Here is a 24,188-nt window from a genome sequence, read left to right as displayed (position 1 = left end):
GGCCGGGGATATGATGAAAAGCCAGAATGAAGCAATCGCGAAACAATAGCGAAATATCAGAGCAATAACGGTAACACAGTGCCCAGCGGGAGTGGATAATTCCCCCTGGGTTCATTGCCTGACCGGATAATTCAGCGACCACCAGATGAGAGTCGAGACGGGATGAATAAAGGATCACGGAAAAACCGTGCTGTGCCAGGGCTGATTGTTGCCCTGCTGCTTGCCTTTTCGGGCTACTGCTGGCAGTCGCTCAGTCAGCAGCAGCAGGCCCACAACCTGAACGAAGCGGCCGAGGTGGTGCTGAACAGGATCAACGCCGATACCCTCTATCTGCTTGGGCGGGAGCAGGCCAATGACAGCAATGTCCAGCAGCGCCTGAACCAGTTATCCATCACCCTTGACGGTTTTGTACGGGAAGTCAGAAGCGATCCCGAGCTGGTGCAAGACGACCTTTCCCAGGCTCTGCTTGATGACATGGACAACTATCTGATGGCGCTGGCCAGGCTTCATGCCATTGAGATGGCTATCGAGTACCTCAATGCGCCCCTGCAGGCCCAGATTAAAAAGGTGCGGGGGATAAGCCCGTCAGACAGTGCTCTCCATCGCGACCTGGAGGAGTTGGCGCAACTGAGCAACTATCTGCAGCGCAGTTGGGACAAACGTGAACAGACTACGCTTGACCAGCTGCAACAGCAGTTGCAATCCCGTTATGGCAACTTGCCGGAGATCGCCACCCTGATCCGCCTGAGCAAGGAGATGAGCCAGCAGGTGATTGCTTATCATACCTTGCGTTACCAGCTCATCGACATGCATGTGATCGAGAGTCTGGTGCGCTGGAAACTCGACAAGCTGGAGCGCGCCTCCTCTTTGATGAACCGCTTCTATCTGATGGTGCTGTGCGGGGCTTTGATCTGCTTTGCGCTGGTGGCCTTCACCCTGTGGCGCCGCAACCAGAAGCTGAGCGAGTTGTCGCGCCAGACCGGCTTGCTGGCCCAGGCGAAAAGCGATTTTCTGGCCAACATGAGCCACGAGATCCGCACCCCCATGAATGCCATCATAGGTTTTAGCTCGCTGGCACTGCAGACTGAACTGGATCAGCAACAGCGGGACTATCTGGGCAAGATCAAATCCTCATCCGATACCCTGCTGCTGCTGATCAACGACATCCTTGATTTGACCAAGGTGGAGTCTGGCAAGCTGACACTGGAGGAGATCGACTTCGATCTCAGCGAGCAGCTCGATTCGCTGGCGGGCATGTTTGCCGATCTGGCGGAGCGCAAGCATGTGGAAGTGGTTATTCGCAAGTCACCGGAAGTGCCGGTCTTCTTGCGTGGGGATCCCTTGCGATTGGGACAAGTGCTGGTCAATCTGGTGAACAACGCCATCAAGTTTACCGAACGCGGTGAAGTCGAAGTCTGCATCGAGCTGGCCAATCCTCACCCAATGCGGATCCGCTTCAGTGTGCGCGATACCGGAATCGGCATTGCCGAAGAGAAGCAGACCCAACTGTTTCAGGCGTTTACCCAGCTGGAGGCGGGCAATACCCGAAAATATGGAGGCTCGGGTCTTGGGCTCAACATCTCCCAGCGGCTGGTGGAGCTGATGGGGGGGCGGATCACCGTAGAGAGCAAGCCTGGCGTCGGCTCTCTGTTCAAGTTCGATATCCCGATGGCGCAGGCGGTCTACGGCGTGGCTGGACGGAAAGTCTTCTTCGAGAACCAGCCGCTGGTGATGGTGATGGATGACAACGAACTGGTGCTGGATCTGGCCCGGGACATTCTGACTCGCGCGGGAGTGCGAGTGCTGCCGGTTAACTCCCTTTCCCGTGCCCGTCAGCTGCTCCGTGAAGAGGGACCGAATCTGCGGTTGGCGATCCTCGACTGGCGCATGGGTCAGGAGGATGGGCTCGATCTGGCGCTGGAGATGTATCAGCACAGCCAGTGGCGGCGGATCCCCATCCTGATGATCAGTGCCTGGGCCAGAGAGGGGCTGCACGCCCGGATGGACAGCATGGGGTTGACCCATTTTCTGCCCAAACCGATGACCGAAAATGCCCTGCTGGCCAAGGTGGACGAACTGCTCAACGGCAGCTCTTACGAGCTCAACCTGCGCAAGGCCGAGGCACAGGGGGATCAGCAACACTTCAAATCCCTGTTGCAGGGTACCCGAGTGCTGTTGGCGGAAGACAACCGGGTCAATCAGCAGCTCATCATCGAGTATCTGCGGCGCGTCGATGCGGTAGTGTGTGTGGTCAGCAATGGTCGGGAGGCGGTGGAGCGGGTCGCCGAGCAGCCTTTTGACGTGATCCTGATGGATTTGCAGATGCCGGTGCTGGACGGGCTCGATGCCACCCGCCAGATCCGCAAGATGGTCGACAAACACGATGTGCCCATCATTGCCCTCACCGCCAGTGCAATGCCCGGTGACAAGGAGCGTTGCCTGGGGGTGGGGATGAATGGCTATGTCACCAAGCCGGTGAGCAAGCTGGATCTCTACAACAACCTGCTGCAGTGGGTAAAGCCGCAAGGGGTAGAGCAGGCGGGGATCATGGAGGTGAAACCGCCGGATATGATCGGGATCCTCGATCTGCAGGATGCCCTCAAGCGGCTGGAGCAGGACAAGGAGGCGTTGCAGATCCTTTTCAAGCTGTTCATGTCGGAACACAAGGACGACCTGTGGGAGATCCGCTCCGCCCTGCGCCGTCAGCAGCCCGAGGTGGCCAGCAAGCTGCTGCACACCCTCAAGGGGGTGTCTGCCAATATCTCGGCGGCCCGTCTGCAATTGGTGGCTGGCGAGCTGGAGTGGCGCTTGCGGCAAAACGAGGTGCTAAGCGAGACAGATCTGGAGCAGTTGCAACAGGTGTTCAGCCAGACCCGGGAAGAGGTGTCACACTTCCTGTTGACCGGTGAGCAGCATGAAAATTCGTATAATCCCTATTCATCAGGGGATGATCGCATGTCACAGTGAATTAAATAGTAATTATTCTCAACCATCCCGGTTCGGGATATGATGAGCTTTCGTTCGAATCGCCTCCAGCCGGAGGCGATTGTTTTCATTCTTCTATTTCTGCGTGGCTTCTCTGATGGCCGCTCCTTGGAGCGGTCACGGGCAGAGAGCGCTAAAGGTTGGTGGTGTGAGCGTATTTCTACGATTGAGCTGGTTTTTCAAGGAGCAGTGGCCCCGTTATCTGGCCGCCATCTCCCTGCTGCTGATGGTGGCCCTGTTGACCGTTATTCCGCCCAAAGTGGTGGGCTGGGTGGTGGATGGCATCACCAGGGGTGGTCTCGACAATGGTACCCTGATGCGCTATCTGGCGGGGCTGTTTGGTCTGGGTGTGCTGATTTATCTGCTGCGCTACGTCTGGCGGGTGATGCTGTTTGGTGCCTCTTACCGTCTGGCCTATGTATTGCGCAATCGCCTTTTCAGCCATTTCACCCGGATGAGCCCCGATTTTTATCAGCGCCACCGTACTGGCGATTTGATGGCCCATGCCACCAATGACATTCAGGCTGTGGAGATGACCGCTGGCGAAGGGGTGCTGACTCTGGTGGACTCCATCATGGTCGGGGTATTGGTGCTCTCCATCATGTGCAGCCAGTACTCCTGGCAGTTGACGCTGGTCTCCTTGCTGCCGCTGCCGGTGATGGCCTATTTCATGAACCGCTTCGGCACCCAGATCTATACCCAGTTCAAGGCGGCGCAAGGGGCCTTCTCCAGGCTCAACAACAAGACCCAGGAGGCCCTTTCCGGCGTGCGGGTGTTGAAATCCTATGCGGTTGAATCGCTGGAAGATGAAGGCTTTGCCGAGCTGACCAAACAGGCGGGGGAGCGCAATATGGCTGTGGCCCGCATCGATGCCAAATTCGATCCGGTCATCTATCTCTGTATCGGTTGCTCCTACTTCCTCGCGGTGGCGGGGGGCAGTGTGCTGGTGCTGCGCGATGAGTTGACCCTGGGTGAGCTCACCAGCTTCACCATGTACCTTGGCCAGCTGATCTGGCCGATGTTTGCCATCGCCTGGCTGTTCAACATCATCGAGCGGGGCAGCGCCGCCTACTCCCGTATCGAAAGCCTGCTGGGGGAGCGTAGCGATATCGAAGAGCCCGCCCAGCCTGCCGCGTTTACCTCTGCCTTTCCTTTGCAGATCAAAGGGGTGAGCTATCAACTTGAGCAGCGCACCCTGCTTGCGGATATCGACGTTACCCTCAAGCAAGGGGGGATGCTTGGGGTGGTGGGGCGCACCGGGGCAGGCAAGAGCTCCCTGCTCAAGCTGTTGATGCGCCTTGCCAATCCGACTCACGGTTCGATAGCCATGGGGGGCGTACCGATTGACCAGTTGCCGCTCGCCACACTGCGCAGCCAGTTTGCCTATGTGCCGCAGGAGCCATTCCTGTTTTCCACCACTATCGCCGCCAATATTGCCCTCGGCAAACCCGATGCGAGCCGCGAGGAGGTCGAACGGGTGGCGCGCATTGCCTGTGTCCACGATGATATTGTGCGTTTCCCCAAGGGCTATGAGACCGAGGTGGGGGAGAAAGGGGTGACCCTCTCCGGCGGTCAGAAACAGCGGCTGGCCATTGCCCGCGCCCTGCTGCTGGATGCGCCCATTCTGGTGCTCGATGATGCGCTCTCGGCGGTGGATGCCCACACCGAGCAGCAAATTCTGCATGCCCTCAAAGCCCATCGTCGCACCCTGATCCTGGTCAGCCATCGCATGACGGCGGTGGAGCAGGCCGACGAGATCCTGGTGCTGGAGCAGGGGACCGTTAGCGAGCGGGGTCATCACGGTGCCCTGATGGCGCACAATGGCTGGTATGCAGATATGGTGCGTTACCAGCGTCTCGAAGAAGCGGTGGAGGAGAGCCTGTGAATCCGACCATTAAACGACTGCTCGCCTACTGCGCCCAGTATCCTCGCTGGCTTATTCAGGCGGGGATCTGTTTGCTGCTTGCCACCGGCGCCGAAGTGGCCGGACCGCTGCTGATCAAGCTTTTTATCGATGACTATCTGGCGCCTCGCAATATCGTGCTGCCCACCATAGCCCTGATTGCAGCGGGCTATCTGGGTTTGCAGGTGCTGTCGGCGGCGGGCTTCTATTTGCAATCCCTGCGCTTCAATCGCATTGCTCAGGCGGTGGTGCAAACTTTGCGCGAGCAGGTATTTGCTACCGCCATCCGTTTGCCGGCCCGCTACTTTGACAAGCATCGCTCCGGCTCGCTGATTTCCCGCATCACCAACGACACCGAGGCGATCATGAACCTCTATGTGCAGGTGATTGGCTTGCTGGTGCAAAAGGTGGTGCTGTTGTGCGGCATCCTCATCTCCATGGCGCTGCTGGATCTGCGGCTGATGCTGGTCTGCTCCCTGTTGCTGCCCGCCGTGGGCGGGGTGATGTGGCTCTACCAGAAACTGAGTGTGCCGGTGGTGCGAGCGACTCGCAGCCTGCTCTCCGACATCAACAGCCGCCTCAACGAGTCGCTGCAGGGGATGCCGGTTATTCAGGCGATGGTGCAGGAGCGCCATTTCGCCAAGGCCTTTGCCGAGGTGAACCAGCAGCACTGGTCGGCACGGATCAAGAGCCTCAAGATCAACGGCATTTTGCTGCGCCCGCTCATTGATCTCTTCTACATGATGGTGCTGATCGGTCTGTTGGCGCTGTTCGCCCATGAGGGGGTGAGCCACGCCGGTGCCATTCAGGTGGGGGTGCTCTACGCCTTTATCAGCTATCTGGGGCGGATGATCGAGCCGCTCATCGAGATGACCAACCAGCTCAACCAGCTGCAGCAGGCGATGGTGGCGGGGGAGCGGGTCTTTGCCCTGCTCGATGAAACCCGCGAGAGCACCGAGGGCGAGCTGCGCCCGCTGGAAGGACGGGTCAGTTTCGAGCGGGTGAGCTTCTCCTACGATGGTGAGCAACAGGTGCTGCGGGAGGTCAGTTTTTCCGCAAAACCGGGCCAGATGCTGGCACTGGTGGGCCATACCGGCAGCGGCAAGTCCACCATCATCAGCTTGCTGATGGGCTTCTATCCGCTGGATCAGGGGCAGATCCGCTTCGATGATCACGCACTGGATACCCTGTCGCTGGCGGCGGTGCGCCGCAGCATCGGGCTGGTGCAGCAAGATCCCTTTATCTTCGTCGGCACCCTGGCGGAGAACCTGCGTCTCGGCCGCGCCGGCATAGATGACGCGCGGCTCTGGCAGGCGCTGAGCGAGGTGCAGCTGGCCGAGTTTGTGCGCAGCCTGCCACAGGGGATCAACACCCTGATGGAGGAAGGTGGCAAGAACCTCTCCGCCGGTCAGCGGCAACTGCTCTCCTTTGCCCGTGCACTGGTGGGAGATCCGCGTATCCTCATTCTGGATGAAGCGACGGCCAGCGTAGACTCCCAGACCGAGCTGGCGCTGTCGCAGGCGATCTCTGCGGCGCGTCGTGGCCGCACTACCATCGCCATCGCCCACCGCCTCTCGACCATCGTCGATGCGGACGAGATCCTGCTGCTCTCCCGTGGTCAGGTGAATGAGCGGGGTACCCATGGTGAGCTGATGGCCCTCGGCGGTCACTATGCCCAGCTGTTCGAGATGCAGAGTCAGGGGGCTTGGCTCGAAGAGAAGCGCGCCTGAGCGGCAGATTTGCTGTTAACAGTGAGATGAACGAGAAGAGGGAACCGGTGTGGTTCCCTCTTTTTTGCGCCGGGCAAAAGGTCGTAAGCGTGATCCCTGTGCTTGTCGAATGGCGCAGATGCAGGCAACATGTTGTTTACATTAACTCATCGGATCAGTTCGCATATGGATTTGCAACGCTTCAAAGCCAATCTGGCGCTCCGGCTGTTTGCCTGGCGCTATATTCCCGTCATCGGGTTTTGTGCCCCGATCATCGAAGAGATGAACGCCAAGGCGCTGCGCATTCGCATTCCCCTTGGATGGCGTACCCGCAACCACCTGGGCAGCATGTATTTTGGCGCGCTGGCGACCGGCGCCGATCTGGTAGGTGGTCTACTGGTGATGGAGAAGGGGCGGCAGCGGCGCAAGAAGGTGCACTTCGCCTTCAAGGATGTGCAGGGGGAGTTTTTGAAACGACCGGAGGGGGATGTGCAGTTCGACTGCGCAGCGGGGGAGGAGATTGACGCCATGATCGACGAATCGCTGGCAAGCGGTCAGCGCATCAATCGCCCCATCCGGGTGGTGGCCACCTGTCCGTCATTGAACGGGGATGAGGCGATGGCGCGTTTTGTGCTGACCCTGTCGATCAAGGCCAACTAGCTGGTTGCCGGAGAGTGGCTCCCCGAAACGGGTTTAGCCAATCTCCGGGCTGACGCCCTCTTTCACCACGACCTTCATGCCGTTGAAGTTGACCACCTGTTCGGCCACGATCTTGCAGCGCTTGCGGGTCTCCACCTGACCGTCCACCTCGACCAGCCCTTCGGCAATGAGGGCTTTGGCGGCGCCGCCACAATCGGCCCACCCCTGATGTTTGATAAGGTCACACAAGGCAACGAAGGGGTGACCTTCGAGCAGAAACGTCTCCATGGGAAATCCTCTAGATGGATGAATGCCGGATACAGCAGGGCGACTATTTTAGGCAGTTCGCTCAGGCAAAGAAAGGAAGAGGGGCCACTCGCTGCGAAAAAGTGGCCGATTGTCCTTGAGGTGGCGCTTTCGCAAGACCTGATAGAGATGTGAGAGGGCCACCCGTGACGTATCGTGACGCACCTCGTCCCTGCTGGTGTGCCCACACTCTCCCCTGACTGTTAGGATCGGGCCACTCTCAATGGCCCAAGGAACTTCCCATGACACTCTCCCGCCTGCTGCTGGCATGCAGCGCCCTGACTCTGTGCGGTGTCGCGCAGGCCAGTACTCCGGTGCAGGTCTCGCTGCCCGGGGTCAATTTGCCCGCGTCCCATCAGGTGGAAGGGGCGCGCGCCTCGCTGCTCTACGGTCGGACCGGTCAGGTGAAGGGTATTGATCTGCCGATCTTCGCCCTCTCCGATGTGGATCAGTTCAGCGGCCTGCAGCTCGGGATCTTCCTCGGTGCTGGCCGGGTGCGCCACCAGTTTGGCGGGGTCGCCATCAACGCCATCAACTGGCACGAAGGGCAGGATACCGGCGTCAATCTGGGGCTGGTCAATCTGACCAACAATGTGCAGGGGCTCAACTGGGGGGCGGTCAATATCGTCAAGGGCAATGCGCTGGCCAACGTTGGCTTCGTCAACTATGCCGAGCGTACCACGTTCCAGATTGGCTTTATCAATGCGACCAAGCACCTCGACGGCTTGCAGATCGGGCTGGCCAACTATGCCGCCAACGGCGTGTTCCCCATTCTGCCGCTGGTGAACTTCCAGAAATCGTTCTGAGTGGGCGGTTCGCTTTGCGTTAAGGGCCTCTGCTGATTACCCTGTGTCTCTTGCAACTTGTGACAGGCGAACAGAGGTAATTGATGACGGCAGGGCAAATGAGTGCAATCGGGATCGGCTGGGATGTGCGTGGCTGGCAGGGCAGTGCCCAGGCGGTGGCCGTGGTGGGCTGGCAGGCCGACTCCAACAGCCTGCACTGGCTCGGGGTGTCGCCGCTGTTTCGCCTGAGCTCGCGGGTGGCGCCGGATCTGGCCGCCCTGCTGCGTCCGGCCCTGCAAAACGAGCTGACCCTGATGCAGGTAGAAGCCTTCCCGCAACTGGCGCTCGGCATCGATGCGCCGCTCGCCTTTCCCCGTGCCTTGCGGGATCTGCTCAACGGCCAGCCACATAGCTGCGCCGTGCCCGAACGGGAGATAGACAACCCCTACGCCTATCGCGACTGCGAGCGCTGGTTGTATCAGCAGTACGGCAAAAAGCCGCTGTCGGCCACCTTCGACCGGCTCGGCAACAACGCCACTCTGGCGCTCTCTATGCTGCCGCAGCTCTCTGATCTGCAACTGGTGCCGACCGTTGCCCCGAAGGCCAGTCGTGCCGTGCTGGAGGTCTATCCGGCATTGGCCAAAGTGGGCGGCAAGGCCTCCCCGGCACGGCCCGAGCTGGCGGCCTTACTGCCTGCGGACGTGCTGGTCGGCACCGATCGCTACGATGCGGCGCTCTGCGCCCTGATGGCGCTGCAATATGCCGCTGGTGGCAAGGTGACGGTATTGCCTGAGCTGATTTCGCCACCCACTGACATGCCGTGTGATGAGGGATGGGTCTATCACTTTGCCCATCATGCTGTAGAGCACAGCGGCATGTGACGACGGGGACGCGGCACATCATGGCGCCGCTCACCCTGTGGACGCGGGCCAAATGGCGCAAAAAACCTGTCTTTAGTCAGGAAATTGCCTGTTCATCCCGCGCCAAGGTGGCGCATCGTTATCTTCATCCGATATATTGCCCACCTTGCTGATCCTTTGCTGTGGTATTCCCGATGAAATCCGTTCTCTCTATTCAGTCCCACGTGGTCTTTGGTTGTGCCGGCAACAGCGCGGCCGTCTTCCCCATGCGCCGCCTCGGTATGGATGTATGGCCCATCAACACGGTGCAGTTTTCCAACCACACCCAATATGCCCAGGGGTGGCAGGGAATGGCGATGCCGGCGGGTCATATCAGTGCGCTGGTGAAAGGATTGGGCAATATCGAGGTGTTGAGCCAGTGTGACGCCGTGCTGAGCGGCTACCTTGGCTCCGCCGAGCAGGGGGACGAGATCCTGACCGTGGTCAACGCCGTCAAGGCGGCCAACCCCGATGCCATCTACTTCTGCGACCCTGTGATGGGTCACCCGGAGAAGGGGTGCATCGTTGCCCCCGGCGTCACCCGTTTCCTGACCGAGCAGGCGCTGCCGGTGGCCGACATGATGGCCCCCAACCTGCTGGAGCTGGAGACCCTCTGCGATACCCATCTGGCTGATCTGGATCAGACCCGCGCGGCTGCCCATCAGCTGCTGGCCCGCGGCGTCAAGCTGGTGCTGGTCAAGCATCTCGGTCGTGCGGCGCAGGACTCCAGCCGCTTCGAGATGCTGCTGGCAACGCCGCAAGGGGATTATCTGATTGCCCGTCCGCTCTATGACTTTGCCCGCCAGCCGGTGGGGGTGGGCGATCTTATCAGCGCCCTGATGCTGGCCAATTTGCTGGCCGGTCACGATGCGGTCAGCGCGTTCGAGCGCACCAACGCCTCGGTGGATGCGGTGCTGCAGGAGACCTGGCGCCAGCAGGCTTACGAGCTGCAACTCATCGCCGCGCAAGATGCCTTCGCCCTGCCAGAGGTTGCAGTGCGAGCGGTGAAACTGCCCTGATACTGCGCAGGCTTTCGTCTATCTAGACAAGCGATGGGCTGCAGATAAAAAAGGCTTGCCAATGGGCAAGCCTTTTGACTGTTTGCCTGTTTAGTGCGGTAAGCAATCAGGTGCGGGGATGGCGGAGGCGATAACGCTCAGCCATAGCATTAGCTGCCACCATGGCGGCGTAGACATCCTGTTCACTCACGGTCATCGGCATGTTGCCCATGGTATCGAGGGGATCGCAGGCCAGCTGCGCCACCTTGCGCCACTCGCTTTCATCAAAGTGGGTGAGCCCCAACTCTTGCAGCGTCATGGGCAGACCTGCACAGTCGATGATGCGAAACACCTCATCAAGTTCATGTTGCGGGGCGCGCTCAAGCACAAGTTGGGTCAGCAGGCCGAAGACCACCTTCTCGCCATGTTGGGCGCGATGGAGCTCCGGGATCAGTGACATGCCGTTGTTGACGGCATGAGCGGCGGCCAGTCCACCGGCTTCTGCGCCGACCCCGCTGAGGTAGATGGTGGCCTCGATAACCTGCTCCAGCGCCGGAGTCGAGACATGGTGGCGTATTGCATCCATGGCCAGCTCGATGTTTTCACCAAGCAGCTCGTAACAGAGCTTTGCCAGACCAAGGCCTGTGCGTGAAGGGCGCTTGCCGACCAGATTGAGCCCGTCCGCCCGATAGCAGGCGCGCGCCTCGAAATAGGTGGCCAAGGCATCGCCGACGCCTGCGGAAAAGAAGCGGGGAGGGGCGGCGGCAATGATGGACGTGTCAGCCAGCACCACGTCCGGATTTTGCGGCAGGAACAGATAGCGTTCAAATTCACCCGCCTGGTTGTAGATCACCGCCAGTGCCGTGCAGGGGGCATCTGTGGAGGCAATCGTCGGGAACAGCACAACCGGACGGCGCAGATAGAAGGCCACGGCCTTGGCGACATCCAGCGTCTTGCCGCCGCCGATCCCGACAATCACGTTCGCACCATATTGCTCTGCAAGGTGGGTCAGGCGGTGGATCTCCTGTTCGGTGCATTCGTAGCGAAACTTGTCGACCACTCCCCTGAGGCCTGCCTGCAAGAGCCCCGCCAAAGCTTCTTCCCGTACCCGCTCCAGAATGAACTCATCGCTGATGAGCAACGCATAGTCACCAAAATCTTTAACGTGCTCATGGAGTTGCGGGAGAAGGTGTTGACCGATGATGAACTTTTTGGGGGAGGTAACTGTACGGGGCAAAGTGGGCATCCATTATTCCTCAAGGCAGTGAACAACATAGATTTGATTATCAAATGGGTCTCTTACGATACGCCTGATGAGGAAATAGATGAAGAAGAAAAGGGGGGCGTTTTAATCATTAATTAATCTTTCTATTTATTTGGCTGTATTTTGGGGCGGCGATTGGCGGTGTTGAGGCATACAGGAGCACTGGCCGTATCGTGGCAATCCGTCGCAAGCCATATTGCTGCAACAAACAGTCACGCGGGCAACAAGCAAGGCCGCTTGGTGCGGCCCTGCTGTATGTGGATAAGAGATAGGGGATGGTCAGAGCGGTTTGTAGAAGATGACGGTCGCAGCAAGAGTGCCATCTGCGTTGCGCGCAAAGATCGGGATCTGGCCCGCCTCCAGATAGCCGAGTTGACGATAGAGGTGGGAGGCCACATCACCGGCGCGAGTATCGAGCACCAGCAGCGAACGGCCCGCGGCATGGGCGCCTTGTTCCATTGCCTGCATCAGCGCATGACCGACACCTTTGCCTCTCGCCGTTTGCAGTACCATCAGTTTTTCCACCTCGGCCCGGTGGCGACCGTTGGCCTTGCCACAGAGCGCGAGCTGAATCGCTCCCACGAGCTGTTGTTGCTCAAGCGCAAGCCACAGCTTTCGGTGACCTGCCGCCAGATCCGCTTCAACTCCTTGCCAGTAGCGGGTAGATTCCTCCGTGGTCAGCGGCGGTAAAAAACCGACCGAGGCGCCGCTATCGACACAATCTTGCAGCAGGGTGATGAGCGCACTTTGATAGGTTGCTGCGCTCTTAACTTCCACAATGTTCATCTGACATCCTTGTCATTGCGCTGTTATGTGGCTGATTGCCACCGTTGGTTCATATGAGGTAGGTACTTATGCTCGCCGCGAGTACGGCTTGTCAGCGGATCAGCCCCTGCTCAACCAGCCAGACAAACAGCAGGCGGGAGACGGGGGAGAGCTCATCGAGGTGAGAGCTGTCGAGCCAGCGCAGCTCGGCAATTTCTGCCGAGGCGATCGGGGTGCCGCTTGTTTCGCCGGTGTAGCAGCGCAGTCGCACCTCGACTCCTGCCGGTTTGCCATCGGCCTGGGCGCTGAACTCGCAGGCAAAGCGCAGGGTATCGGGCTGCAGGGTGACAGCCAGCTCCTCTTCAATCTCGCGGATCAGCGCCGCCTCGTCGCTCTCGCCCGGTTCCCGCTTGCCGCCTGGGATGTAATAGATGTCCTTGCCGTGGGAGCGGGCGCAGAGCAGCTGCTGATCTTTAAAGGTGAGCCAGGCGAGTTTGTCGATCATCCGTTTTCTCTCCAATGGGGTTGCCGTGATGAGCAGTGGCGCATTCAAGCGCACAGTTGTTTTGCATGCCGGCAGCCTAACAAAGATGAAGTTGAGTCCCAAGGAGAAAGAGGGGAGATGCCGGAAACGCACTGTTTCCAGCGCGGTCACCGCGTAGCTGAATGAGTGCGCAATGGCTGGTTCACCACAGCCTTCTCGTCCCTAAAAAAGCGGACTGGCGCACATCACGACAGGGCCGGACTGGGCGAAGGCGGGGTCCTTGTGGTTTAATCTTGCCACTTTAGCGGTAGTAGGCGACGAGCCTGCTACCTTGCGTTGGCAAGATGCAGGTGAGCAAGATGCAAATAGCAGCAGAGAGCAAGTTTATCGGACTCGGGGTCGCGGGCAATTTCGCCGGTCATCTGGAGCAGGCGGGTGAAGCGTCGGACTTCGTAGCGGTCGTGGTGCGCGATACCACGGCGCCCAAGGCGCTGTTCCCCTTTTTCGTGCCGGGCCATCCGGGTCAGCTCGGGGTATTCCCGTTGAGCGACAAGGCGATCTTCCTGCCGGAAGCGGCGGTCAGTGGTGACGAGAAGGTGCAGATCGAGCCGGAAGTAGCCCTCTGGTGCGAGCTGGAGTATGCCGACAAGCAGGTGGTGGCGATCCATCCCCGCGCCTTTGGCGCCTATAACGACTGCTCCATCCGTCGTCCCAACGCCAAGAAGATCAGCGAGAAGAAGAACTGGGGCGAAGAGAGCAAGGGGCTGGCGGACAAGCTGCTGCCGCTTTCCGGTTTTGCCGCCGGTTGCGAGCTCGATGACTATCGTATCGCCTGCTATCTGGAGCGCGATGGCGAGCTGCACGCCTACGGGGTAGACAGCGCCGCCATCGACTACAGCTACTTCCACGGCAAGCTGCTCGACTGGGCCATCGACAAGTTCAACCATCAGCAGGATGAGGGGCCGGCGGAGCACATTCAGGGGCTGCTGGCGCAGGCGGGACATCCTCCCCATGCGCTCATCAGTATCGGCGCCACCCGCTATACCCCGTTTGGCGAGACCCACTTCCTCAAACCGGGCGACACTTCCTGCGTGGTGGTTTACCCGGGCAGCCGTTATAGCGAAGCGGATATCCGCGAGGCGATCCGCAGCCGCAACGTTGGCGCTGATATGTCCGTGCTGCTGCAGGCGGTGCAGGCGCGCTAATCACCGTTGCCAGTGGGAAGATGTCTCTTCCCGCTGGTTATCATATCGAGTTATTTCATGACGATTGTTCCGGTATCCCGGGCCGATTATCCGGCCCTGATCGACCTGTGGGAGGCCTCTGTTCGGGCGACCCACCACTTCCTGCCCGAGGCCGAGATCCTCGCGCTTAAACCGCTTATTCTGGAGCACTACTTCGATGCGGTGACACTGCGCAGTGCCCGCACAGAAGAGGGGTACATTACGGGTTTTAGCGGAGTGCACGAGGGCAAGCTGGAGATGCTGTTTGTGGCTCCCGAGGCGCGCGGTAGTGGCGTGGGGCGTTTGCTGGTGGCGCATGCCATCGAACAGGGCGGCGCGACGCAGGTTGACGTCAACGAGCAGAACGAACAGGCGGTGGGCTTCTATCTGAAGATGGGATTCACCGTGACGGGTCGTTCGCCGCTGGATGGTCAGGGCAAGCCCTATCCGCTGCTGCATATGGCGCTGGCGCCGACCTGATCGTGCCTGATGAGGCGCAGTACCCATAAACCAACGGGGGATGGCATCAGCCATCCCCCGTTTTTCTGATCGTGTTTGTTACTTGCTGGCGACCTTGTTCACTACCTTGATCAGCTGATAGCGCAGGGAGGGGGCATCGGCCGGCACATCGGTGAGCTGCTCCTTGCTGACAGTGAGCTGGTAGCGATAGCCCGGCTCGAACTGGAAGCCTTCAATATTCTGGTAGAACAGCGTCCAGGGCTGCTGCTCATCACTGCGAACCTGCATGCACTGCATCGGGCCAACTCCGACGCAATCGACCAGCTGGCTGTTGATATAGAGGGTCTCCCCCTGTGACGGGGCGGGGGCGCTCTGGCAGGCGGTCAGCAGCAAGGCTGCGCTGATAAACAGTGGTTTCATAATGGACTCCTTAACGCGAAAGGGGGCATTAGAGCGGCAAACAAAAAGGCGGTCAATGACCGCCTTTGTAACAAACCATATCAGCGCAGTGGTTAGCGCTGCTCGAGCGGAGTGAACTCGCGCAACGGGTGACCCACGTAGAGCTGGCGTGGGCGACCAATCTTGCTGTCCGGGTCTGAGTGGAACTCGTTCCAGTGCGCAATCCAGCCGATGGTGCGGGAGATGGCGAAGATCACGGTGAACATGCTCATCGGGATGCCGATCGCCTTCATGATGATGCCGGAGTAGAAGTCTACGTTCGGGTAGAGTTTCTTCTCGACGAAGTAGGGGTCGGAGAGCGCAATGCGCTCCAGCTCCATGGCCACGTCCAGCAGTGGATCCTTGATCTGCAGCTCGGTCAGTACTTCGTGGCAGGTTTCGCGCATCACAGTGGCACGGGGGTCGTGGTTCTTGTAGACGCGGTGACCAAAGCCCATCAGACGGAACGGATCATTCTTGTCCTTGGCCTTGGCGATGTACTCGGGGATGCGATCCACCGAGCCGATCTCTTCCAGCATGCGCAGGCAGGCTTCGTTGGCACCACCGTGGGCCGGTCCCCACAGGGAGGCGATCCCCGCGGCGATACAGGCGAACGGGTTGGCACCGGAGGAGCCAGCCAGACGAACGGTGGAGGTGGAGGCGTTCTGCTCGTGATCCGCATGTAGGGTAAAGATACGATCCATGGCGCGTTCAACGATGGGGTTGACCTTGTACTCTTCGGTCGGCACGCCAAACATCATGTGCAGGAAGTTACCGGCATAGGAGAGGGCGTTACGCGGCTGCATGAACGGCTGGCCGATGGAGTACTTGTAACACATGGCGGCCAGAGTCGGCATCTTGGAGAGCAGACGGAAGGCACAGATCTCGCGATGCTGCTCGTTATTGATGTCGAGGGCATCGTGATAGAAGGCTGACAGGGCGCTGACCACACCGCACATGATGGCCATAGGGTGGGAGTCGCGACGGAAGCCGCGGAAGAAGAAGGCGATCTGCTCGTGCACCATGGTGTGGCGGGTGACCAGGCGTTCGAATTCGGCATATTGGGCCTTGGTCGGCGCTTCGCCGTACAGCAGGATATAGCAGACTTCCAGATAGGTGGCCTGGGTGGCCAACTGGGCGATGGGGTAACCACGGTGCAGCAAGACACCCTGATCCCCGTCAATGTAGGTAATGGCAGATTTGCAAGAACCGGTCGCCATAAAACCGGGGTCAAAGGTGAAATACCCCTGTGATCCCAATTTTCTGACATCGATGACATCCGGGCCGATGGTGCCGGAGAGGATCGGCAGTTCGACCGGATCTTTTCCGGGCAGGTGTAGGGTGGCTATCTTATCAGCCATAGCACGTCTCCTTTGCTCTTTATAATTTGGTTCCAGTCCTACTCTATTACGACTTTTATGACGCTGGCAAAGGTTGTTACCCATACCGAAGTGGCTGGAGCGCCTTATTTGAAACAGAGTTCCTTATCAATGTCAATTTTGCTGGAACCCCATTAATGGCATTAATGAAATGTTAAATTAAATATGCGATCGAGTTTGCGGTTTTGTGTTTTCTTTGTAGCTAATTGATTGTCTTCGGTTAAGGCCGCCGATATACTGCGCCACGTGGGTCATGGCTGCGGGTGTTTGAAACGCTTTGGCAAAGCCTGATGTGAAACCGAAAACTCGCGTTTTGGCTTTTTCAGAGTGTTTTGGTAACAAAAAACCAACAATCACCATTCCGTGCCCTCAAGTGTGAGTTAAAACAATAACTAACGTGCTCAATGGAGCTGAGTGGGCAAGCGTGAAAAACAAACAGAGACCGGTCAACCTCGACCTACAGACGATCAGCTTTCCTGTCACTGCCATTGCATCCATCCTGCACCGTGTTTCAGGGGTCATTACCTTTGTTGCATTGGGCATCTTGCTGTGGATGCTTGGTACTTCACTCGCCTCTCCCGAAGGGTTTGAAACCGTGGTTGCCATCATGGACAACTTCCTGGTCAAACTCGTGCTGTGGGGGATCCTGACTGCGCTGGCATACCACATTGTGGGCGGCTTGCGTCATCTGGTCATGGATATGGGCTATTGGGAAGAGCTGGAATCCGGCAATCAGAGCGCCCGCGTGGCCTTCGTGATCACCGCGATCCTGGCTGTATTGGCGGGAGTGCTTGTATGGTAACCAATTCTGCAACCTTCGGGCGCAGCGGCGTTCATGATTACATCCTGATCCGCGCCACCGCCCTCATCATGACCTGTTATGTCCTCTATCTGGTGGGCTTTGTCGCGTTCAACGACATCACCTACGAGGTGTGGGCAGGCTTCTTCGCCAAAACATTCACCAAAGTATTCACCCTGTTGACCCTGCTCTGCGTACTGATCCACGCCTGGATTGGTCTGTGGCAGGTGCTGACTGACTATATCAAGCCGGTAGGGCTGCGCGGGGCGCTGCAATTTGCCTTGGTCGTGGTGCTGTTTGTCTATCTGATGACGGGTTTCGTCGTGCTGTGGGGTGTGTAAGGTGACTATTCCAACTCGTGAATTTGATGCGGTGGTGATTGGTGCCGGTGGTGCCGGTATGCGCGCCGCGCTGCAGATTGCGCAGTCCGGCAAGAGCTGCGCTCTGTTGTCCAAGGTTTTTCCAACCCGTTCTCACACTGTTTCCGCTCAGGGCGGGATCACGGTTGCGCTGGGCAATGCCCATGATGACAACTGGCAGTGGCATATGTATGACACGGTAAAAGGTTCCGATTACATCGGTGATCAGGAAGCCATCGAGTACATGTGCAAAACCGGCCCCGAGGCTATCTATGAGCTGGAGAACATGGGCTTGCCCTTCTCCCGTTTCGATAACGGGTCTGTCTACCAGCGTCCGTTTGGTGGTCAGTCCAAGAATTTCGGTGGCGAGCAGGCTGCTCGTACCGCAGCGGCCGCCGACCGTACCGGTCACGCCCTGTTGCACACCCTCTATCAGCAGAACGTCAAGAACAAGACCACTGTCTTCTCCGAGTGGTATGCGCTGGATCTGGTGAAAAACCAGGATGGCCACGTGGTGGGTTGTACCGCCATCGATATGGAGAGCGGTGAAGTGGTCTACTTCAAGGCCAAGGCCACCGTGCTGGCGACTGGCGGTGCCGGTCGTATATACCAGTCCACCACCAACGCCCACATCAATACAGGTGACGGTGTCGGTATGGCGCTGCGTGCCGGTGTCGGCGTGCAGGACATGGAGATGTGGCAGTTCCACCCGACCGGCATCGCCGGGGCAGGGGTGCTGGTAACTGAAGGCTGCCGTGGTGAAGGTGGTTATCTGCTCAATAAAGATGGCGAGCGCTTCATGGAGCGTTACGCGCCGAACGCCAAGGACTTGGCCGGTCGCGACGTGGTGGCCCGCTCCATCATGATCGAGATCCGTGAAGGCCGTGGCTGCGATGGTCCCTGGGGCCCGCACATCAAGCTCAAGCTGGATCACCTCGGCAAAGAGGTGCTGGAATCCCGTCTGCCGGGGATCTGCGAGCTCTCTCGCACCTTCGCCCACGTGGATCCGGTCAAAGAGCCGATCCCGATCATCCCGACCTGCCACTACATGATGGGCGGCGTGCCGACCAACGTGAATGGCCAGTGCCTGACCCAGGACAAGAACGGCAATGATGTGCCGGTAGTCGGTCTGTTTGCGGTGGGCGAGATTGCCTGCGTCTCGGTGCACGGTGCCAACCGTCTGGGTGGCAACTCCCTGCTGGATCTGGTGGTGTTCGGCCGCGCTGCCGGCATGCATCTGGTCAACACCCTGGGCGAGATGGATCACGGCCGTGATGCTTCCGAGTCGGATCTGGATGCCGCATTGTCCCGCTTCAACCGCTGGGAAAATTGCCGTGACGGGGAAGACCCGGTGCAGATCCGCAAAGACCTGCAGCGCTGCATGCAGAACAACTTCTCCGTATTCCGCGAAGGTGCGGCGATGGCAGAAGGGCTGGCCGAGCTCAAGGTTATCCGCGAGCGCCTCAAGTCAGCCCGTCTGGATGACACCTCCAAAGAGTTCAACACCCAGCGCATCGAGTGCCTGGAGCTGGACAACCTGATGGAGACGGCGTTTGCCACGGCGGTTGCCGCCAACTTCCGTACCGAGAGTCGCGGTGCTCACTGCCGCTTCGACTTCCCGGATCGCGACGATGAGAACTGGCTATGCCACAGCCTCTATCATCCGGACACCGAGTCCATGACCCGTCGCGCTGTCAACATGTCACCCAAGACCCGTGAGGCGTTCCCGCCCAAGGTCCGGACTTACTGATTGCGGAGCCAGCCCTATGAACGTCACATTCTCTGTCTACAGATACAATCCGGATGTTGATAACGTCCCCCATATGAAGGAATATCGTCTTGATATTCCTGAAGGTTCCGACATGATGGTGCTCGACGCACTGATCCAGTTGAAAGAGCTGGATCCCACGCTCGCCTTCCGCCGCTCTTGCCGCGAAGGGGTCTGTGGATCAGACGGTCTCAACATGAATGGCAAGAACGGTCTTGCCTGTATCACCCCGCTCTCCGACCTGCTGAAGAAGGGCAATAACGTCGTTATCCGCCCCTTGCCCGGCCTGCCGGTGATCCGTGATCTGGTGATCGACATGACCCAGTTCTACACCCAGTGGGAGAAGGTCAAACCCTTCCTCATCAATGATGACAAGTTGCCGCCGGTGCGTGAGCACCTGCAATCCCCCGAAGAGCGCGCCAAGCTTGACGGCCTGTACGAGTGCATTCTCTGTGCCTGCTGCTCCACTTCGTGCCCCTCCTTCTGGTGGAATCCCGACAAGTTCATCGGTCCGGCCGGGCTGCTCGCCGCCTACCGCTGGCTGGCTGACAGCCGCGACACCGCGACCACCGAACGACTGGGGAATCTGGACGACGCATTCAGCGTGTTCCGCTGCCATGGCATCATGAACTGCGTGAACGTCTGTCCGAAAGGCTTGAACCCGACCAAGGCGATTGGCCAGATCAAGTCGATGTTGCTCAATCGGGCTGTTTAGTATCAGGGCCGGCCAGGTGCTGGCCCGACCTCTGGATAGCCATCCCACCCGTGGCAGGATGGCTATTTGACCCCTACAAGCTGCGCAGCAGTAACAAGAAGTACAAGGGATAGAAATGCATAACGGCGTGATGAAGGCCTGGTTGGAGTCATCTCACCTGGCTGGTGCGAATGCAAGCTATATCGAGGATTTGTACGAATCCTTCCTGGAAAATCCTGACTCCGTGTCCGACGAGTGGCGCAGCCTGTTTAGCGAGCTGCCCCAGGTCAATGGCCATGCGGTTGAACAACCCCACTCCCAGGTCCGCGATTATTTCCGTCGTCTGGCCAAGGATCCCTCTCGCTACAGTGCCCCCGTCTCCGATCCGCAAGTGGATGCCAAGCAGGTGCGGGTATTGCAGCTGATCAACGCCTTCCGTTTCCGTGGTCACCAGAATGCCAATCTGGACCCGCTGGGCCTGTGGCAGCGTGAAACCGTTGCCGAACTGGATCCTGCGTTCCACAACCTGCAGGGCGCAGATATGGAGGCCACCTTCAATGTGGGCTCCTACGCCATCGGTCGCGAGACCATGGTGCTCTCCGACCTCTACGCCTCGCTGAAGAAGACCTATTGCGGCTCTATCGGCGCCGACTACATGCACCTCACCTCCACGGAAGAGAAGCGCTGGCTGCAACAGCGTCTCGAATCCATTGAAGGGAAGGGGAGTTACACCCTCGAAGAGAAGACCCGTTTCCTCGAGAGCCTGACCGCCGCCGAAGGGCTGGAGAAATATCTGGGTGCCAAGTTCCCGGGTGCCAAGCGCTTCTCGTTGGAAGGTGGCGACGCCATGATCCCCATGCTCAAGGAGCTGATCCGTCGCGCCGGTGAGCAGGGCTGCAAAGAGGCCGTTATCGGTATGGCCCACCGCGGTCGTCTCAACGTGCTGATCAACGTGCTCGGTAAACGGGCGCAGGACCTGTTCGACGAGTTTGCCGGCAAGCATGGCGAATCCTGGGGTACCGGTGATGTGAAGTACCACATGGGCTTCTCCTCCGACTTCGCCACCCCGGGTGGCAACGTCCACCTGGCGTTGGCGTTCAACCCCTCTCACCTCGAGATCGTCAACCCTGTGGTCATCGGCTCGGTCCGTGCCCGCATGGATCGTCGCGGTGACAAGGATGGTTCCAGCGTGTTGCCCATTACCATTCACGGTGACTCGGCCATGGCCGGTCAGGGCGTGGTGGCCGAGACCTTCAACATGTCCCAGACCCGTGCCTATGGTGTCGGCGGGACGGTGCGCATCGTCATCAACAACCAGGTTGGTTTCACCACCTCCTATATCCGTGACCTGCGCTCCACCGAATATTGCACCGACATCGCCAAGGCGGTGCAGGCGCCGGTGCTGCACGTCAACGGGGATGATCCGGAGGCTGTGGTGCTGGTGACCCAGATTGCACTGGATTACCGCAACACCTTCAAACGCGACGTGGTGATCGAGCTGGTCTGCTACCGTCGTCACGGTCACAACGAAGCTGACGAGCCGAGCGCCACCCAGCCATTGATGTACCAGAAGATCAAGCAGCACCCTACCCCGCGCAAGATCTACGCCGATCAGCTGGTGGCCGAGGGGAGCCTCGCTCAGGAGCGGGCGACCGAACTGGTCAACGAGTATCGCGAAGCGCTGGATCGCGGCGAGCGGGTGAGCAAGGAGTGGCGGCCGATGGAGCTGCACTCCGTCGACTGGACGCCGTATCTGGGCCACGACTGGAACATGGCCTATGAGAGTGCCGTGCCGATGGATCACCTCAAGAGCCTCGGCGAACGGGTGAGCCAGTATCCGGCGACCCACGTGCTGCAGCGTCAGGTCGAGAAGATTTACGAAGACCGCCGTCTGATGGCCGCTGGCGAGAAGCTGGTGGATTGGGGCTTTGCCGAGACCCTGGCCTACGCCACCCTGGTGGACAAGGGGTCCCGCATCCGCTTTACCGGTGAAGACTCCGGTCGTGGCACCTTCTTCCACCGCCACGCCGTACTCCACAGCCAGACCGATGCCAGCACCTATACCCCGCTGTGCAACCTGCACGACGAGCAAGGCCCGTTCGAGGTGTATGACTCTGTGCTGACCGAGAACGCGGTTCTGGCCTTTGAATATGGCTACGCCAGCGCCGAGCCGGCTGGCCTCACCATCTGGGAAGCCCAGTTCGGCGATTTCGCCAACTGTGCCCAGGTAGTGGTTGATCAGTTCCTCTCCTCCGGTGAGCAGAAGTGGGGCCGGATGTGCGGCCTGACCATGTTGCTGCCGCACGGTTACGAGGGGCAGGGCCCGGAGCACTCCTCCGCCCGTCTGGAGCGTTATCTGCAGATGTGCGCCCAGCACAACATGCAGGTGTGCGTGCCCTCTACCCCGGCGCAGGTGTTCCATATGCTGCGTCGTCAGGTGGTACGTCCGATGCGCCGTCCGCTCATCGTGATGACCCCCAAATCCCTGCTGCGCCACCCGTTGGCGGTGAGCAAGCTCGAAGAGCTGGCGGAAGGAACCTTCCAGAACGCCATCGGCGAGATCGATGCACTGGATCCGAAAGCGGTCAAGCGCGTGGTCTTCTGCTCCGGCAAGGTCTACTACGACCTGCTCGATGCCCGTCGCAAGGCCGAGCAGCAAGATGTGGCTCTGGTGCGAATTGAGCAGCTCTACCCCTTCCCGGAAGAGGAAGTGCGCGCCATTCTGGCCGATTACAGCCATGTCACCGACTTTGTCTGGTGTCAGGAAGAGCCGCAGAACCAGGGCGCCTGGTACTGCACCCGTCACCACTACGATGGCGTGCTGCCAGCCGGAGCCACCCTGCGTTATGCCGGTCGCCCCGCGTCAGCCTCACCGGCCGTCGGTTACATGTCTGTCCACGCCAAGCAGCAAAAAGCCTTGGTGGAAGATGCCCTTACCCTGTAAAGCCTCTGGCATAGAAGTAAAAAGGAACTGATTGGATGACTATCGAAATCAAGGTACCGGATCTGCCGGAATCAGTGGCCGATGCCACTATCGCCACCTGGCACAAAAAACCGGGCGATCTGGTCGCCCGTGACGAAGTGCTGGTCGACATCGAGACCGACAAGGTGGTGCTGGAAGTGCCGGCACCGCAAGCCGGTGTGCTGGGGGATATTCTGCAAGGGGAAGGGGCAACCGTGTTGTCCCGTCAACTGATTGCCATCCTCACCGCCGCTCCGGTGGCCGGTGAAGAGACCAAAGAGAAACCCGCTGAAGCGGTGGCCGATGATGGTGCCGATGGCTTGAGCCCCTCCGTGCGTCGTCTCATTGGCGAGCACGACATCGACGTGACCAAGCTGACCGGTACCGGCAAAGGCGGTCGCATCACCAAGGATGATGTGGAAGCCTTCATCAAGGCCAAGAGCCAGCCTGCGGCAGCCGCACCGGTCGCCGCGGCCGCTCCGGCAGCCAAGGTTACTCCGCTGGGTGGTCGCACCGACAAGCGGGTACCGATGACCCGTCTGCGCAAGCGCATTGCCGAGCGTCTGCTGGAAGCGAAAAACACCACCGCCATGCTGACCACCTTCAACGAGGTCAACATGAAGCCCATCATGGATCTGCGCAAGCAGTACGGCGAGATCTTCGAGAAGAAGCACGGCATCAAGCTCGGCTTTATGTCCTTCTACGTGAAGGCGGTGGTGGAGTCCCTCAAGCGCTATCCGGAAGTGAACGCGGCGCTCGATGGCGATGACGTGGTTTACCACAACTACTTCGACGTTAGCATCGCCGTCTCGACCCCCCGTGGTCTGGTGACGCCGGTGCTGCGCGACTGCGACAACATGAGCCTGGCGGACATCGAGAAGGCCATCAAGGATCTGGCGGGCAAGGGCCGTGACGGCAAGCTGACAGTGGATGAACTGACTGGCGGCAACTTCACCATCACCAACGGTGGCGTGTTCGGCTCCCTGATGTCCACCCCGATCATCAACCCGCCCCAGAGCGCCATTCTGGGCATGCACAAGATCCAGGATCGCCCGATGGCCGTTGACGGCAAGGTCGAGATCCTGCCGATGATGTATCTGGCGCTCTCCTACGATCACCGTCTCATCGACGGACGCGAATCGGTAGGCTTCCTGGTCTCCGTCAAGGAGCTGCTGGAAGACCCGACCCGTCTGTTGCTGGACGTCTAAGCCTGTGGTACCCGGGCAAGGGGTTTGCGCCCCGAGCCGGATGTGCTGCTGGACGTTTGAGTAATACCCGAGCGATTGAAAGATAACGAGGGGCCGCCCAGGCCCCCATTCACAGGGGATTGAGAAACACCAGCCCCGGACGGAAATACCTACAACACGGAT

General features: G+C 59.3%; 21 protein-coding genes. 15 read left to right on the top strand and 6 right to left on the bottom strand.

The genetic code is table 11. From position 1 onward, the window contains the following. Positions 1–162 precede the first annotated feature (162 nt). The 4 genes from AB5Y86_RS01090 (at position 163) to AB5Y86_RS01075 (ending at position 7,257) form a co-directional block, all read left to right on the top strand. A complete protein-coding gene (locus AB5Y86_RS01090) occupies positions 163–2,967 on the top strand; it encodes a response regulator (protein ID WP_043824350.1) in 2,805 nt (934 codons plus the stop codon). A gap of 166 nt (positions 2,968–3,133) precedes the next feature. Further along, the gene (locus tag AB5Y86_RS01085; protein ID WP_120414116.1) at positions 3,134–4,870 is read left to right on the top strand and encodes an ABC transporter transmembrane domain-containing protein; all 1,737 of its coding nucleotides are present in this window, start codon (positions 3,134–3,136) and stop codon (positions 4,868–4,870) included. Beyond that, on the top strand, positions 4,867–6,618 hold the full coding sequence (locus AB5Y86_RS01080) for an ABC transporter transmembrane domain-containing protein (RefSeq protein ID WP_368191817.1): 1,752 nt from the start codon (positions 4,867–4,869) through the stop codon (positions 6,616–6,618). Before AB5Y86_RS01085 ends, AB5Y86_RS01080 begins: the two co-directional genes overlap by 4 nt. Positions 6,619–6,783: 165 nt before the next feature. Beyond that, positions 6,784–7,257 carry a DUF4442 domain-containing protein gene (locus AB5Y86_RS01075; RefSeq protein WP_368191815.1) on the top strand — a complete coding sequence of 158 codons (474 nt, stop codon included), beginning with the start codon at positions 6,784–6,786 and terminating at the stop codon, positions 7,255–7,257. 33 nt (positions 7,258–7,290) lie between these two features. Here the strand turns inward: AB5Y86_RS01075 and ybcJ are convergent, their stop codons facing one another. Then, positions 7,291–7,524 carry a ribosome-associated protein YbcJ gene (ybcJ, locus tag AB5Y86_RS01070; RefSeq protein ID WP_005333598.1) on the bottom strand — a complete coding sequence of 78 codons (234 nt, stop codon included), beginning with the start codon at positions 7,522–7,524 and terminating at the stop codon, positions 7,291–7,293. 260 nt (positions 7,525–7,784) lie between these two features. Here ybcJ and AB5Y86_RS01065 point away from each other — a divergent pair, with 260 nt between their 5' ends. The 3 genes from AB5Y86_RS01065 to pdxY all read left to right on the top strand — a co-directional run bounded on the left by AB5Y86_RS01065 (position 7,785) and on the right by pdxY (position 10,245). After that, a complete protein-coding gene (locus AB5Y86_RS01065) occupies positions 7,785–8,348 on the top strand; it encodes a phaC PHA synthase (RefSeq protein ID WP_368191813.1) in 564 nt (187 codons plus the stop codon). An 83-nt stretch (positions 8,349–8,431) separates the two neighbouring features. Further along, positions 8,432–9,208 carry a DUF429 domain-containing protein gene (locus AB5Y86_RS01060; protein WP_368191811.1) on the top strand — a complete coding sequence of 259 codons (777 nt, stop codon included), beginning with the start codon at positions 8,432–8,434 and terminating at the stop codon, positions 9,206–9,208. A gap of 173 nt (positions 9,209–9,381) precedes the next feature. Continuing rightward, a complete protein-coding gene (gene pdxY, locus AB5Y86_RS01055) occupies positions 9,382–10,245 on the top strand; it encodes a pyridoxal kinase PdxY (RefSeq protein WP_019446110.1) in 864 nt (287 codons plus the stop codon). A 106-nt stretch (positions 10,246–10,351) separates the two neighbouring features. On the opposite strand, the gene AB5Y86_RS01050 is transcribed toward pdxY, so the two are convergent. The 3 genes from AB5Y86_RS01050 to AB5Y86_RS01040 all read right to left on the bottom strand — a co-directional run bounded on the left by AB5Y86_RS01050 (position 10,352) and on the right by AB5Y86_RS01040 (position 12,758). After that, positions 10,352–11,470 (bottom strand): glycerol dehydrogenase, encoded by a 1,119-nt coding sequence (locus AB5Y86_RS01050; RefSeq protein ID WP_368191809.1) that lies wholly within the window; start codon positions 11,468–11,470, stop codon positions 10,352–10,354. Between the two features lie 297 nt (positions 11,471–11,767). Next, positions 11,768–12,274: an N-acetyltransferase family protein gene (locus AB5Y86_RS01045; RefSeq protein WP_368191807.1), complete on the bottom strand. Its 507-nt coding sequence runs from the start codon at positions 12,272–12,274 to the stop codon at positions 11,768–11,770. Between the two features lie 91 nt (positions 12,275–12,365). Then, positions 12,366–12,758, bottom strand: a complete 393-nt coding sequence (locus AB5Y86_RS01040) for an NUDIX domain-containing protein (RefSeq protein WP_201973355.1) — start codon at positions 12,756–12,758, stop codon at positions 12,366–12,368. Positions 12,759–13,096: 338 nt separating this feature from the next. Here AB5Y86_RS01040 and AB5Y86_RS01035 point away from each other — a divergent pair, with 338 nt between their 5' ends. After that, entirely contained in the window at positions 13,097–13,942 is an 846-nt protein-coding gene (locus AB5Y86_RS01035) for a DUF5718 family protein (protein WP_368191805.1), read from the top strand. 57 nt (positions 13,943–13,999) lie between these two features. Further along, positions 14,000–14,440 carry an acetyltransferase gene (locus AB5Y86_RS01030; RefSeq protein ID WP_368191803.1) on the top strand — a complete coding sequence of 147 codons (441 nt, stop codon included), beginning with the start codon at positions 14,000–14,002 and terminating at the stop codon, positions 14,438–14,440. A gap of 78 nt (positions 14,441–14,518) precedes the next feature. Here AB5Y86_RS01030 and AB5Y86_RS01025 read toward each other — a convergent pair whose 3' ends face one another. Further along, positions 14,519–14,839, bottom strand: a complete 321-nt coding sequence (locus AB5Y86_RS01025; RefSeq protein WP_088868807.1) for a DUF4377 domain-containing protein — start codon at positions 14,837–14,839, stop codon at positions 14,519–14,521. 92 nt (positions 14,840–14,931) lie between these two features. After that, positions 14,932–16,218 (bottom strand): citrate synthase, encoded by a 1,287-nt coding sequence (locus AB5Y86_RS01020; RefSeq protein ID WP_005333572.1) that lies wholly within the window; start codon positions 16,216–16,218, stop codon positions 14,932–14,934. Positions 16,219–16,660: 442 nt separating this feature from the next. Here AB5Y86_RS01020 and sdhC point away from each other — a divergent pair, with 442 nt between their 5' ends. The 6 genes from sdhC to odhB all read left to right on the top strand — a co-directional run bounded on the left by sdhC (position 16,661) and on the right by odhB (position 24,026). Continuing rightward, positions 16,661–17,038, top strand: coding sequence for a succinate dehydrogenase cytochrome b556 subunit (sdhC, locus tag AB5Y86_RS01015; RefSeq protein WP_005333571.1), 378 nt, complete (start codon positions 16,661–16,663; stop codon positions 17,036–17,038). Then, a complete protein-coding gene (sdhD, locus tag AB5Y86_RS01010; RefSeq protein WP_005333558.1) occupies positions 17,032–17,376 on the top strand; it encodes a succinate dehydrogenase, hydrophobic membrane anchor protein in 345 nt (114 codons plus the stop codon). Before sdhC ends, sdhD begins: the two co-directional genes overlap by 7 nt. A 1-nt stretch (position 17,377) precedes the next feature. After that, the gene (gene sdhA / locus AB5Y86_RS01005; RefSeq protein WP_026035029.1) at positions 17,378–19,144 is read left to right on the top strand and encodes a succinate dehydrogenase flavoprotein subunit; all 1,767 of its coding nucleotides are present in this window, start codon (positions 17,378–17,380) and stop codon (positions 19,142–19,144) included. Between the two features lie 16 nt (positions 19,145–19,160). Beyond that, entirely contained in the window at positions 19,161–19,877 is a 717-nt protein-coding gene (locus tag AB5Y86_RS01000; RefSeq protein ID WP_005333549.1) for a succinate dehydrogenase iron-sulfur subunit, read from the top strand. A gap of 115 nt (positions 19,878–19,992) precedes the next feature. Next, positions 19,993–22,800: a 2-oxoglutarate dehydrogenase E1 component gene (sucA, locus tag AB5Y86_RS00995; protein WP_005333548.1), complete on the top strand. Its 2,808-nt coding sequence runs from the start codon at positions 19,993–19,995 to the stop codon at positions 22,798–22,800. 35 nt (positions 22,801–22,835) lie between these two features. After that, the gene (odhB, locus tag AB5Y86_RS00990; protein ID WP_043824260.1) at positions 22,836–24,026 is read left to right on the top strand and encodes a 2-oxoglutarate dehydrogenase complex dihydrolipoyllysine-residue succinyltransferase; all 1,191 of its coding nucleotides are present in this window, start codon (positions 22,836–22,838) and stop codon (positions 24,024–24,026) included. Positions 24,027–24,188 lie beyond the last annotated feature (162 nt).

The organism is Aeromonas sp. s8, assembly GCF_040907785.1.
Classification (GTDB): Bacteria; Pseudomonadota; Gammaproteobacteria; order Enterobacterales; family Aeromonadaceae; genus Aeromonas; species Aeromonas veronii.
Note: the sequence above shows the minus strand (reverse complement) of the source record. Positions and strands in the feature narration are given on the sequence as shown.

Bases quoted from the DNA above. Each gene is read 5' to 3' on its own strand.
- AB5Y86_RS01090 (WP_043824350.1), top strand. From the start codon at position 163: ATGAATAAAGGATCACGGAAAAACCGTGCTGTGCCAGGGCTGATTGTT.
- AB5Y86_RS01075 (WP_368191815.1), top strand. From the start codon at position 6,784: ATGGATTTGCAACGCTTCAAAGCCAATCTGGCGCTCCGGCTGTTTGCC.
- ybcJ (WP_005333598.1), bottom strand. From the start codon at position 7,524: ATGGAGACGTTTCTGCTCGAAGGTCACCCCTTCGTTGCCTTGTGTGAC.
- AB5Y86_RS01065 (WP_368191813.1), top strand. From the start codon at position 7,785: ATGACACTCTCCCGCCTGCTGCTGGCATGCAGCGCCCTGACTCTGTGC.
- AB5Y86_RS01060 (WP_368191811.1), top strand. From the start codon at position 8,432: ATGACGGCAGGGCAAATGAGTGCAATCGGGATCGGCTGGGATGTGCGT.
- pdxY (WP_019446110.1), top strand. From the start codon at position 9,382: ATGAAATCCGTTCTCTCTATTCAGTCCCACGTGGTCTTTGGTTGTGCC.
- AB5Y86_RS01050 (WP_368191809.1), bottom strand. From the start codon at position 11,470: ATGCCCACTTTGCCCCGTACAGTTACCTCCCCCAAAAAGTTCATCATC.
- AB5Y86_RS01045 (WP_368191807.1), bottom strand. From the start codon at position 12,274: ATGAACATTGTGGAAGTTAAGAGCGCAGCAACCTATCAAAGTGCGCTC.
- AB5Y86_RS01040 (WP_201973355.1), bottom strand. From the start codon at position 12,758: ATGATCGACAAACTCGCCTGGCTCACCTTTAAAGATCAGCAGCTGCTC.
- AB5Y86_RS01035 (WP_368191805.1), top strand. From the start codon at position 13,097: ATGCAAATAGCAGCAGAGAGCAAGTTTATCGGACTCGGGGTCGCGGGC.
- AB5Y86_RS01030 (WP_368191803.1), top strand. From the start codon at position 14,000: ATGACGATTGTTCCGGTATCCCGGGCCGATTATCCGGCCCTGATCGAC.
- AB5Y86_RS01025 (WP_088868807.1), bottom strand. From the start codon at position 14,839: ATGAAACCACTGTTTATCAGCGCAGCCTTGCTGCTGACCGCCTGCCAG.
- AB5Y86_RS01020 (WP_005333572.1), bottom strand. From the start codon at position 16,218: ATGGCTGATAAGATAGCCACCCTACACCTGCCCGGAAAAGATCCGGTC.
- sdhD (WP_005333558.1), top strand. From the start codon at position 17,032: ATGGTAACCAATTCTGCAACCTTCGGGCGCAGCGGCGTTCATGATTAC.
- AB5Y86_RS01000 (WP_005333549.1), top strand. From the start codon at position 19,161: ATGAACGTCACATTCTCTGTCTACAGATACAATCCGGATGTTGATAAC.
- sucA (WP_005333548.1), top strand. From the start codon at position 19,993: ATGCATAACGGCGTGATGAAGGCCTGGTTGGAGTCATCTCACCTGGCT.
- odhB (WP_043824260.1), top strand. From the start codon at position 22,836: ATGACTATCGAAATCAAGGTACCGGATCTGCCGGAATCAGTGGCCGAT.